At 61.2% G+C, this 11785-nt stretch carries 12 protein-coding genes; 8 read left to right on the top strand and 4 right to left on the bottom strand.

All coding sequences use genetic code 11. The features are described 5' to 3' along the window. The gene (locus AC1RT6_RS15475) at window positions 1-1455 is read left to right on the top strand and encodes a glutamate synthase subunit beta (RefSeq protein ID WP_079445905.1); all 1455 of its coding nucleotides are present in this window, start codon (window positions 1-3) and stop codon (window positions 1453-1455) included. Window positions 1456-1659: 204 nt separating this feature from the next. Then, a complete protein-coding gene (locus tag AC1RT6_RS15470) occupies window positions 1660-2013 on the top strand; it encodes a hypothetical protein (protein ID WP_087881109.1) in 354 nt (117 codons plus the stop codon). 138 nt (window positions 2014-2151) lie between these two features. Here the strand turns inward: AC1RT6_RS15470 and AC1RT6_RS15465 are convergent, their stop codons facing one another. Further along, the gene (locus tag AC1RT6_RS15465) at window positions 2152-3795 is read right to left on the bottom strand and encodes an SGNH/GDSL hydrolase family protein (RefSeq protein WP_472790994.1); all 1644 of its coding nucleotides are present in this window, start codon (window positions 3793-3795) and stop codon (window positions 2152-2154) included. 152 nt (window positions 3796-3947) lie between these two features. Beyond that, entirely contained in the window at window positions 3948-5345 is a 1398-nt protein-coding gene (locus AC1RT6_RS15460; protein ID WP_087881105.1) for a lytic murein transglycosylase, read from the bottom strand. 378 nt (window positions 5346-5723) lie between these two features. Between AC1RT6_RS15460 and AC1RT6_RS15455 the strand changes: the two genes are divergently transcribed. The 5 genes from AC1RT6_RS15455 (at window position 5724) to AC1RT6_RS15435 (ending at window position 8866) form a co-directional block, all read left to right on the top strand. Continuing rightward, window positions 5724-6599 carry a UTP--glucose-1-phosphate uridylyltransferase gene (locus AC1RT6_RS15455; RefSeq protein ID WP_079445903.1) on the top strand — a complete coding sequence of 292 codons (876 nt, stop codon included), beginning with the start codon at window positions 5724-5726 and terminating at the stop codon, window positions 6597-6599. A gap of 4 nt (window positions 6600-6603) precedes the next feature. Beyond that, entirely contained in the window at window positions 6604-6873 is a 270-nt protein-coding gene (locus AC1RT6_RS15450) for a DUF7662 domain-containing protein (protein WP_079445902.1), read from the top strand. Window positions 6874-7118: 245 nt separating this feature from the next. Further along, window positions 7119-7838, top strand: coding sequence for a peptide-methionine (S)-S-oxide reductase MsrA (gene msrA, locus AC1RT6_RS15445; protein WP_472790995.1), 720 nt, complete (start codon window positions 7119-7121; stop codon window positions 7836-7838). Between the two features lie 17 nt (window positions 7839-7855). Then, the gene (gene msrB, locus AC1RT6_RS15440; RefSeq protein ID WP_079445901.1) at window positions 7856-8269 is read left to right on the top strand and encodes a peptide-methionine (R)-S-oxide reductase MsrB; all 414 of its coding nucleotides are present in this window, start codon (window positions 7856-7858) and stop codon (window positions 8267-8269) included. Between the two features lie 309 nt (window positions 8270-8578). Next, window positions 8579-8866, top strand: a complete 288-nt coding sequence (locus tag AC1RT6_RS15435; RefSeq protein ID WP_079445900.1) for a hypothetical protein — start codon at window positions 8579-8581, stop codon at window positions 8864-8866. Window positions 8867-9015: 149 nt separating this feature from the next. On the opposite strand, the gene AC1RT6_RS15430 is transcribed toward AC1RT6_RS15435, so the two are convergent. Beyond that, window positions 9016-9558: a DUF4112 domain-containing protein gene (locus AC1RT6_RS15430; protein WP_079445899.1), complete on the bottom strand. Its 543-nt coding sequence runs from the start codon at window positions 9556-9558 to the stop codon at window positions 9016-9018. Window positions 9559-9856: 298 nt separating this feature from the next. Between AC1RT6_RS15430 and AC1RT6_RS15425 the strand changes: the two genes are divergently transcribed. After that, complete coding sequence (locus AC1RT6_RS15425; protein ID WP_079445898.1) at window positions 9857-10045, top strand: hypothetical protein; 189 nt, start codon at window positions 9857-9859, stop codon at window positions 10043-10045. Between the two features lie 166 nt (window positions 10046-10211). Here the strand turns inward: AC1RT6_RS15425 and AC1RT6_RS15420 are convergent, their stop codons facing one another. Continuing rightward, a complete protein-coding gene (locus AC1RT6_RS15420) occupies window positions 10212-11768 on the bottom strand; it encodes a hypothetical protein (protein WP_079445897.1) in 1557 nt (518 codons plus the stop codon). Window positions 11769-11785 lie beyond the last annotated feature (17 nt).

Below are 11785 nucleotides of genomic sequence, written 5' to 3'. Positions count from 1 at the left end.
GTGGGTAAAATTACAGGTTTTCTCGAGATTGACCGCAACGACCGCAAATATGCGCCGGTCAGCGAGCGTGTGACGAACTTCAAGGAGTTCGTGATCCCGCTATCCGAGAAAGAGACGCGCGACCAGGCTGCGCGCTGCATGAACTGCGGCATCCCCTATTGTCACGGCACCGGCTCGGTCGCGCCGGGCACATCCGGCTGCCCGGTCAACAACCAGATCCCCGACTTCAACGACCTCGTCTATCAGGGCAATTGGGAGGAGGCCTCGCGAACGCTTCACTCCACCAATAACTTTCCGGAGTTCACGGGCCGCATTTGTCCGGCACCGTGCGAAGCCTCCTGCACGCTAAACATCGACGACAATCCCGTCACCATCAAGACGATCGAATGCGCCATCGTCGACCGCGCCTGGGACAATGGCTGGCTGAAGCCGGAGGTCACGGCGCAAAAGACCGGCAAGAAAGTCGCCGTGGTCGGCTCCGGCCCGGCCGGCCTTGCTTGCGCGCAGCAGCTCGCGCGCGCCGGCCACGAAGTGCATGTCTACGAGAAGAACGCGAAGGCCGGCGGGCTGCTGCGCTACGGCATTCCCGACTTCAAGATGGAAAAACACATCATTGATCGCCGCCTGGCGCAGATGCAGGCCGAGGGCGTGATCTTCCACTACGGCAAGCCGATCGGCGGCAGCGCGGCCGACGCGATCGATCCGGCGCAGCTCGTCGGAGATTATGACGCGGTGGCTTTGACTGGCGGCGCGGAAGCGCCACGCGATCTGCCGATCCCCGGCCGCGATCTCGACGGCATTCACTTCGCGATGGATTTCCTGCCGCAGCAGAATCGTCGCAATGGCAACGAAAAGTTCGAAGCGCCGGACATCTTCGCGACCGGAAAGAACGTGGTGGTGATTGGCGGCGGCGACACCGGCTCGGACTGCATTGGCACCTCGTTCCGGCAGGGCGCTAAATCGGTGACTCAGCTCGAAATCATGCCGGCGCCGCCGGAGCATGAGAACAAGGCGCTGACCTGGCCCAACTGGCCCTTGAAGATGCGCACATCGTCGAGTCAGGCCGAGGGCGCCAAGCGCGACTACGCGGTCCTGACTCAGAAATTTTCCGGCATCGACGGCAAGGTGACCAAGCTGCACTGCGCACATGTCGACAGCAAGTTTCAGCCGATCGCAGGCAGTGACTTCGCGCTGGAAGCCGATCTCGTGCTACTGGCGATGGGCTTTGTGCATCCGGTGCACGAGGGTCTGCTCAAGACGCTCGGCCTCGACCTCGACCAGCGTGGCAACGTCTGCGCCAATACGCAGGACTTTCAAACCTCGCTACCAAAAGTGTTCTCGGCCGGCGACATGCGCCGCGGCCAATCGCTGGTCGTATGGGCGATCCGCGAGGGGCGCCTGTGTGCTCGCGCCATCGACCAGATGCTTATGGGATCTACCACGCTGCCACGATGAGCCGCGCGGCTTGTTATTCGGCGGCATCATTTCTGGTCGTTATCAAGGCCGCCCCGGCAACCGATCTCATCTTGGAATTGGCCAATTTGTAGGCATGCATCGCCAATCATCCACACGCCGAACGTAAACCGTGCACAGTGACAATCTGTGAATTGATCGCCGTCCTCCGCACGTTACTGTCATGACAAAGTGGGGGGCGGCGAAGTGGCGACATCGCGTTGGGTGGTTTTCTTGATCGTCATCCTTCCGATCGCACCTGCACAGGCAATGTCCCGCTATGTCGCCGTTAGCGCCGGCTCATTCTTCGCCGCTGCCGCGCGTTGCGAGGAACAGAACCTGATTACGCCCGGTCAAGCTGAGTATCTTCTGAGAGCGCTCGATCCCTATCTTTCGAAATCCGACAAGGAAAACATGGCAACCGGCGACGCGCACGGCAAAAAGAATTCGCAGGTGTTCGTTGAGGCGGAGAAAAAGTGGGTGAGCTTCACGCCTGACGCAACGAGTTGCTACCGCGTGCAAGGCGTACTCGACGACTACAGGGCACAGCTGGGAGAATAAGACCGCAGCGAACCTTATCGTGCTCGCATGAAGCGAATGTGCGCGAAACAACGCATCAAACAAAAAATATAGTTGCCTTCTGATTGCTTTCCTTTTGTCAGCGCAGTCATGAATCGAAACGTCGGGCCGATTCGGCAACTATCGCGAGAACAGATCCGAAAAGAATCCTGGCAGTCCGAAAGCAGCAGGCGGACGTGACGGCGCTTGCGATCTTCCCGCCTGCGCAGGCTGGAAGGCGCGGGCTCCCGACGATCCGTTCGACTGCGCTTGCTGAGCAGAAGAAACGGGTCGCGGCTTGTTCGGCTTCGTGGCCGAAGCGGCGTTGTTACCCTCCGATGCCCCGGCAACCGGCACATCGCCCTTGGCTGGTTCAAGGCCGACCTCGCGCCGCGGCCAGACGAAATCGTCGGCACGCCCGGCGGGCGCGGATAGCGGTTCGCCCCTCACCAGCGTTCGCGCAGCCAGCGCGTCGATCGCCGCGGGGCGGCTGCCGGGACCACCGAGCAACTGGTCGGTCCCGAATGAGGAGGCCACCAACGGCACGATCGGTCCAGCCAGCGGACGCGGCGCCGGCTGCCCCGGTTTGATGTCGGTGTCGGGCGTACCAGGCTCAGTAGGGATTGCGACCGGCCCCGACCGCGCCGCCAGCACGCGCGTGATCTCACGCTCGACATAATGGGCGAGCTTGCGCGCGCCCGCCCTGGTGAAGAATACGCCGTCGTATGAGCGCAGACGGCGGGTCTGACCTTCGAAATCCGGCCCCTGTTGGATATAACGGCCAGCCTCGTCGACGAACCCGTCCCAGATATCGACGTATGTGATACCCGCCTTACCCGCAGCATCCCGATAAAGCGAGTTGAGGAACAGCATCTCGGCAGTTGATTTTGTACCGCGCAAAGCAGGCAAGGCGACCCAGAACACCGGCACGCTCTTCGACTTGAGCACCGTGATCATTTCGTCGATCTTTTTGCTGTAGAGGTCGGCCCAGCGATCGCTGCGGAACTCGGCAACTCCGTTGGGCGAACGTGCGCTTTTCTCCTTGGCAATGGCGGACTGATCGCCGACGGCCTCGTCCGGAGATAGTTCGGAATCGGCCGGCTTTCCGTCGGACTCGGTGGCGGCTTCATCCGTCTTGTCGTTCTTGGCTCCCTCCTTCTTGTCAGCATCGGCCTTTTTCTTGTCGTCCGCTTTGTCGTCCGTCTTGCCGCTCTTGTCCTTTTCCGGCACTTCGCGAATCGACGTGCGATCGTGCAACCCGAGCATCACCACGATGGCATCCGGTCTTTCGGTCGCAAGAATGGCTTTCGCCGCGGCCGCCCAATCCGCTGGCTCGCCCTTCGGCTGATAGCGAATGAGGCCGGAAACCGTCTTATGCTTGCGGATCACGCCCATGTCGGGCGTCTCGCTAAGAGCATCCTCGAGGCCATAAGCAAGCCAGTCGGCCATGGCATCGCCGAGCACCAGCACATTGCGCTCGGGCACCGTGTCCCGCTTTTCAGGCGGTGGCGCGTGTGAATTATTTTCGGCTGGCCGCTGCTGCTGCTGTTGTTGTTGCCTTGGCGGCGGTTGTTGAAAGGGTGCGAAGAAAGGATTGTCCGAACCGAACCAGCCTCCGCCCCCACCTCCGCCGCGACGCGCCGGGGCTGACGCCGGGCGGTCAAAACCGAAGTTGAAAAACTGCGCCGACGCGGGCGCGGCGGCCAGCGTCACAACAACGACCGCCAGCGCGATCCATGGTCCACGTTGGGTTAGTCGGCGAAGCAGCGATTTGGGTCCGGACATACGCTCAATCGCAAAGGAAAGCCTGACAATGCCATAATAACGAAATCGGGCCGCAAGCGGGCGATTTTCACGCCAAAAGCGGGGTGTAAGCTTGCGGCCTCAAGTACGCAGTACGCCATTCCCTGGGTATTACCTTGATGCTCGGCCAGGCCCTACCGCCGCCGCAACCGTTCCAGCGCGTCGGACGATGCAAAACCATCGGCAGGCGCCCCGACTGAAGCCTGAAAGCCGCGCAGTGCCTCCCGCGTCTGGCTACCGATCTGGCCGTCGGGAGTTCCGCGATAAAAGCCCTGCCGGACCAATAGCTGCTGTAACTCGAGCCGCTCGGCACGGGATAGCACCCGCTCCTGCCGTGGCCACGGCTGCACGAAGGGTTCCCCGCCGCGCAACCGATCGGCAAAGTGGCCGATCGCCAGCGCATAGGCCTCCGCCGGGTTGTACTTCATGAAGACCCGGAAATTCTGCAACATCAGAAAACCCGGTCCCCCAGCGCCAGCGGGCGCAAGCAGATAGGCGCGGTCGGAGGAATACGGGAACGCCTTGTTGCCGGCACGCCGGATGCCGAGATGCTCCCACTGTGCAAGCGTCATCGCTTTGGCGCTGTCCGCCAGCATGTAGTCGAAGTTTTTAGGAACGACTACTTCGTAACCCCAAGCCCTGCCGGTCTGCCAACCGTCTTTCTTCAGGTTGTTGGCGGTGGATGCGATCAGGTCGGCGGGATCGTCGACCACGTCGCGTCGGCCATCGCCGTCGCCATCAACCGCGTAACGTTTGAATGCCGTCGGCATGAACTGCGTCGGGCCGAACGCGCCCGCCCATGAGCCGTGCATCTGCTCCGGCCGCAGATCGCCCCGATTGAGGATCTCAAGCGCGGCCAGAAACTCGTCCCGGAAATATGTCTGGCGGCGGCCGACGCATGCCAGCGTCGCAGTCGATTGCAGCACGCTGCGATCACCTATCCGCGTCGAATAATTCGACTCGATGCCCCAGATCGCCGCGATGGCGTAACGGTCAACACCATAGGCCTTCTCCGCCGCGTCGAACTGGCGCTTGTAGCTCGCGAGGACTTCGCGGCCACGCGCGAGCCGCGCATCGTTGACCAGGATATCGAGATAATCCCAGATCGCCTTGGTGAATTCCGGCTGCGAGTCCATCAGGTCCATGATGCGGAGATCGGGCGACAGTCCCGCAGTGAAGCGCTCGAAATTTTCACGCGTAACGTGACGTCGCGCCGCATCGGGCCACATGGCCGCAACGCAGTTCTGGAAATTCGCCGCGGCTTGACGAATCGCGCTCGCAGTCATCAGCGGATGACCGGACGCGCCGTCCTCGCCGCTCCAGGGCAACGCCTCCGAACCTGCGGCCTGCTTCGGGGTGGGCTGAAGCTGCTCCGATCCGCCGCGCGGCGGCAGGGACGCGCCCTGCCCGCCATTCTCGACCGACCCGGTGAAAAGGTTGTCAAGAAAACCCTGGATGCCGTTGCCATTCGATGCCTGGGCGCGCGCCTCGCCTGGCGGCACAAGCACTGCAAGCGCTAAAACGGCCGCCATACCTATTCCGCGCATCCATCCTTGCATCACAATCGCAACCATTCCGGACCTTTATCTGACCTATATTTGATGGAGTATCATGATCTCAGGAGGCCCCTGTCACGGTTTCCATCGGCTTAACAGCGTATCTTTTTCCTGCCTGCCGGGGACAGTCGGCCGCAGCTTGAACCTAATCGGTTCATGTGCCGACGGAACTCCGCTTGAAGGGCAGAGCACCTGACCGGGAACAGAGGAACACATTCACCGCATCTTATGATGCTTCCCCACAGGGCCACCGGCAGCAACCACATATCCATCTTTGTTCCCAGCTGCAAAACCGGCTAACAACGTATCAACTGATCGTATCATCCCGCCTGCAAAACAACCCACAGAATCGATATGAAAATCCGCAAAGCCGTTTTTCCGGTTGCCGGCCTCGGCACCCGCGTTCTTCCTGCCACCAAGGCCATGCCGAAAGAAATGCTCACGATTGTCGATCGGCCGTTGATCCAATACGTGTTCGACGAAGCCAGGGAAGCCGGCATCGAGCATTTCGTGTTCGTGACCGGCCGCAACAAGAGCGCAATCGAGGATCATTTCGACCGCCAGTTCGAACTGGACGAAACGCTGAAGGCGCGCGGCAAAAAGACCGAGATGGATCTGCTGGCTCAATTCCAGGCCGAAGCGGGCGCGGTGAGTTTTACCCGACAACAGGCGCCGCTCGGGCTTGGCCACGCGGTGTGGTGCGCCCGCGACATCGTCGGCGCGGAGCCTTTCGCGGTGGTGCTGCCGGACGAACTGGTGCTGAACACGCCGGGCTGCCTCAAGCAAATGATGCAGGCCGCGGAGAATCTCGGACCAAAATCCAACATTGTCGCGGTGGAAGCGGTGCCCGACGACATGACCCACAATTACGGGATCTGCGGCGTCGGCAAGCGCAGTGGCAATACCTTCGAGATCGAGGGTATGGTGGAGAAGCCGCCGAAGGGCACAGCCCCCTCTAACCTTTCCATCACCGGGCGCTACATTCTCCAGCCTGAGATCTTCGAAATTCTCGGAAGCCAGGAACGCGGCGCCGGCGGCGAAATCCAGCTCACCGACGCCATGATCGGCCTGTCGAAATCGCAAGCCTTCCATGGCCTCGAATTCGCTGGCGAGCGCCACGACTGCGGCTCGCGAGCGGGTTTCCTGCGCGCCAATATCGCTTACGGGATGGCGCGCCCCGACCTTCGCGAGGGCCTGCGCGCGGAAATGAAGAAATATCTCAGGACGTAATAAGGTGCCGAACTACGATGCGTTGCGCGATTACCTGAAACAACAGACGCAGACCGAATTCGTCCTGAGCTTCGCGCAGATCGAGCAAATTATCGAAGACGATCTCCCGCGAGCGGCGCAGCGCGCGTCGTGGTGGGATACGACACGTGCGGCGAAGGAACGGATGCCGCAACGTGAAGCCTGCATCGAAGCCGGCTATGTCGCAACGCGTCTTGGCGACAAGGAGGGGGTGCGTTTCCGCCGAGCCGACGCAAAACGGCCGCGCTTCAAGTAGCTGTAGCGAAGAAGCGAGTCGTGCCTGCTTCCCGCGTTGGAGCCTTTCACGCGAACCGGTATCCACTTCGCTCGAAAGCGCTATACCGCCGGCCATCACCCAAAGGACGCCGCTCACGGATTCGTGGCCTGCCAAGACATAACGACCAGTAACCAAACCGGCCATCTCCAAGTATCTTGAACGCGTATGCTGCGAAAGCGGCGCTGTTGTGCGGCATACCTTTCAACCGTGCCAAGGACTCACGCATGACCCGCAATCCGTTCGGCCGTAATGCCTTCGTCGCCGCTACTGTCGTTGGCGCAGTTGCGCTGTCGGGGCTCCTTTCCGGAGCATCCCGCGCCGAAGACGCCGTGATCATTCCGCCGCCGGCCCTGGATGTGAAGGCTGCCGACGGCATCCAGACCGCGGTCATCGCCGGCGGCTGCTTCTGGGGCGTGCAGGGGGTGTTCCAGCACACCGCCGGCGTGGTCAACGCGGTCTCGGGTTATGCCGGCGGCGCGAGGAAAACCGCCGAATACGAACTGGTGAGCACTGGCACCACGGGACACGCGGAATCGGTCGAGATCAAGTTCGATCCGAAGCGGATCAACTACGGAAAAATACTGCAAATATTCTTCTCGGTGGCGCACGATCCGACCCAGCTCAACCGCCAGGGGCCGGACACCGGCACACAATATCGCTCGGAGATTTTCGCGCTCAACGACGAGCAGAAGAAAGTCGCTGATACCTATATCGCCCAACTCAACGCCGCCAGGGTCTACAACAAGCCGATCGTGACCAGGGTTGGAACGCTGCAGGGATTTTTTCCGGCCGAGACCTATCATCAGGATTACCTGACGCTGCATCCCGACCAACCCTATATTGCATCTCATGACCTTCCGAAGATCCGAAATTTGCAGAAGGTTTTCGCACCCAACTATCTCCAGAAGCCAACGCTGGTCGGCAACGCCAGGAACACGAACTGAAAAACAGAGGAGGAGTCATGCCAGACAGCAGGACAATGCCAGCCAAAATCACGAAGAGCGACAGCGAATGGCGCAAGGAACTGACGCCGATGCAATATGCGGTTCTGCGCGAGAAGGCGACCGAGCAGCCGTTCTCCGGCGAATACGAACACGAGCGCCGCACAGGTACCTATGTCTGCGCCGGATGCGGGCAGACGCTGTTCGAATCCGACGCCAAGTTCGATTCGGGGTGCGGCTGGCCGAGCTTCACCGCGCCTGCGGTCAAAAGCCATATTGATGAGGAGCACGACACCAGCCACGGCATGATCCGAACCGAGGTGCTTTGCTCGAGATGCAGCGGTCATCTCGGCCATGTCTTCAATGACGGTCCTGGACCCACCGGTTTGCGTTACTGCATTAATTCGGCCGCCGTTAAACTCGAGCCGAAATAGCGGCGGCGACTACCTCGAATTCCACCCTTCTCGCGCCACGATGGGTCCCAGCTGTGGGTGGACACTCCAATCTGACCCCGACGGGGCGAATAAACAGCTCGCCCCGGGGCCATCTTAGTAGATTGCCGAGCTTTTTATCGAAATTCTGGTTTTGGACCCCGGATTCATTATCCCGGCCTTAAAAGGTCGCAATTTCTACCCCGCGCACCTATATAACTGTTCATCATGACATGCCGATGCTCAGCGGCCAGGGGTGGCCGGTGCCAGTGCATTGATCCGTTGCGTACACGAATTTGTAGAGGTTCCGCCATGGCCTTCAGCTTCAAGAAATCCGCCGAACTGTTTCCCGCCGCGGTTCGCAAGAAAAGGCGTGCCGGTTTTACCTACCGCCGTTTCGATACCGCGGCCGACGCCGTACGTTTCGCAATCGAGGAATTACCGGCCGACTCACTGAACGGCGCGTATCTTCAGGTGGACGAAGCTCGCTTCGATCAGAACGGTATCCGCTCGCTCTATGACAGCCGCGATTTTCCGCTGCCTCGCCGCGAATCCGAGACGGCATCCGCGGAAACAAGCGCTTCGAAGGACGCTGCGTGAAGATTGGTGAATCAGACCCCGGAGTCTGATTCACCTGACTCAAACGGAATTGAATCGGGCTCTCGTTTTGATGTTTTGACTAAGCACGGATCTTCTCAGGACCGGTTTCCTCTGTGCGTTCGCGCGGCGCTTCGAGTCGGGCTCGTGCTCTAACGTGGCTGCCGCTCGAGCCAGCGCCTGAACATCCGCACGTTGCGCACGTTGGCGCGAAACATCACGTCGAAGGCATCGCCGGCCACGGGCACCAATCCGACCACCCCGTCAACCGCGACGTTGCTCAACATCCGCGCGGTGATGTGCCAGGGCGCACCAAGCGCCCGCGCTTCTCGCACAAGCCATAGTGAGAACGCCGTGGTTATGACGTCGCCGATCACCGGCACCAGCCCGATCAAGCCATCGATGCCGTAGCGGATGTTCGTTCCTGGAACGACGAAAGCAACGTCAAGCAGCTTCGCGATCGCGTCCAGCCGTGCCAACCGCTGCTCGCGGGTGAGCGGCTGAAATGCCGCGATGAATTCAAAACCGCCGGATGCCGCGGCGCCTTGCTTAAATGCCCCGAATGCGCCGGCCTCGAAACCATCGGCGCCCGCAGGAATTTCACGACCGTCCTGATCGATGATCTTTGCACGTGCCGATCCCCGGGATCGGGAGGTGTCGCGGAAATAAAAATCGTCGTTCGGCGTGGATCTCATGGCTTTCACATGGGCTCTCCCGGCAATTTTCGCAAGCTACGTCACGCGGTCGCGCACGATCGTGATGAGGTCTCCTGTTCCATCGTGGCGCCTTCGCACATCATTCCATCATTCGTTGCTCACATGTAATCATCAGTGGCTTCGTATCGGAACAACGCTGCGGTCTGCCCTGACATCTCCCTGCCCAAGACGCAACTCCGCCCCATTACGCCGCCACTTTCTCTGCTCAAGCGTCTTGCATGATCGCATCGGAAACTGGCTTTACTTTGGAGATCATGTCGATGGGGAGGGGCATTGCATGAGTCAGATTCCGCCGCAGAAGTTTGGCGCCGAATATGTCGCGCACTTGCGCGAGTTGCTCGACAACGCGGCCGAGCAGATCGGGCCAGAGCATCGCACGTTGGCGAGCCAAGCGGAGACCGCCGAGGCCAAGTCGCATCATGTCGCGAGCACGGCCTCGCCCGCAGGCGAGGACCGCACCGCATAAAGGTACGTTTTCGATATCTGCTGGTCATGCGGAATATTCCCTGCGTTCGTCACCTCTGATTCAATCAAAAGCGACCTTCCGGAGAGAATATGTCCCGACGTGACAGAGAATCTTAATAACCACGCTTCACGTGTATAACAGCGCCAAAGTCACCGTCCAAGAAGCGCTACTCGCCCCACGCCGTGAAAGCCTCGTTGAACGCACGATCCCCCGGCGCGCCTTTCTCGATGGCGATGATCGCGCGACGTTGATTCGTATAGACCAGCGGCACGTCAAACCACGAGCGCTCTTTCAAGAGCTGAAGATTACGCGCCCGATCGGACTCGACGTTCGATAGCCCGACCAGGAAGAAGCCGTCGGTGACCTTGACGGCAAGCCCCGCCAGCGGGGTGCCGCGGGACTGTTCGTTGGACTTCATCAGGATGCCGGGGACGTTGGAGACTCCGCCGCCGTCGAAATCCTGCGGCAACACAAAGGTCAGCTCTGCCGTATGACTGGCGGGCAGCGAGGTATCGGTGTTGCGGCGGAACGACATCGTCATCTTGAACTTACGTTCGGGGACTTCGATCTCGGCGCGCACCGCAATCTCCGGCGTGTTACCAGCCGCGCCCTTCACTTCTTCGGTGCGCCACACCACCGAGCCGACATACTGCTTGCCCTTGGGATCCGACGGATCCTCGTCATACAGCACGACGCGCTGCGCCACCGGCGCAATCGTTTCGGATAACGAAGGCTGACCGACCCGATCAGCGATCTTCGGCTTCAGTCCCGGCGTGGCCGGCTTCGCAACCTCGGCAGTTTGGTTTGAGGAATCGAACAGCCCGCGCACGGCCGAAACCGCATTCGGACCCCAGACAATTCCAGCTCCGGCGAGGATCAACACCAGGCCGACCGCGATCGCAGTCTTGAGCGGAAAGCCGCCGCCGAACACGCGCTTCGGTCTGTCGCGACCAGGCTGCGGCCACGAACGCGGCAGGGGCGGCGGTTGGTCGTCCACGGCACCGCCGAAGGACGATTCATTGGAAGGGTACGCTCCCTCGAACGCACCGCGATTCTCAAGGCTCGGCTCAAGCCGGTCGAATTCGGGTGACTGTGATCGCACATTGGCATAGGTGCGGCGGGCCGAGCGATTGGCTTGCGCCGCGGCGCGGCCGAGATCGTCAGCATCCGCGGTAACGTCTCGAAAACCCGGAACCGGCGGCGGCGGGCGATCGGGCTCGAGATTGCGGCGCGGCTGCCCCTGGCTTTGCCGCTCGCGGGCAGGCGGCGGCTCATCCTGTATTGGGATCGGCGGCCCGGGAGGTCGCCAAGACGGCGGCGGATTGGCGGATGAGGGTGGATCAGATGGGGGTGAGTCAGCGCGCAGATTGCGCGGTTGGGGTGTCGCGTTGACGCGCGAGCGGGCTGACGGCGGGGCAGCCGGGTCCTGCGACTTCATCGCAGCGCGCGTCGCGGCACGGAAAGCATCGCCGGAGCGCGAACCACCACTACGCGAGGCCTCGCGAGCGCGTTGGGCAGCCTCGGACTCGACCTTGCGCACAGCCTCTTCCAGCGCCAACCGCTCGCGGGTGATCTCGGACTCGCTTAAAGGCGGCTCGACGCCGCGGAGCTGAGCGATCAGAGCCGTCCTTGCCCGCTCGTAGAGCGCGCGCCGCTGCTCGCCGGGCGCGTTGACGTCCAGTCCAGAGATAGCGCGTGCGATCAGCGGGTAATAATCAGCCATGTCTCCTCAATGCACGA

This window comes from Nitrobacter sp. MLSD-S21, assembly GCF_058809865.1.
This window is presented reverse-complemented; position numbering and strand designations above follow the sequence as displayed.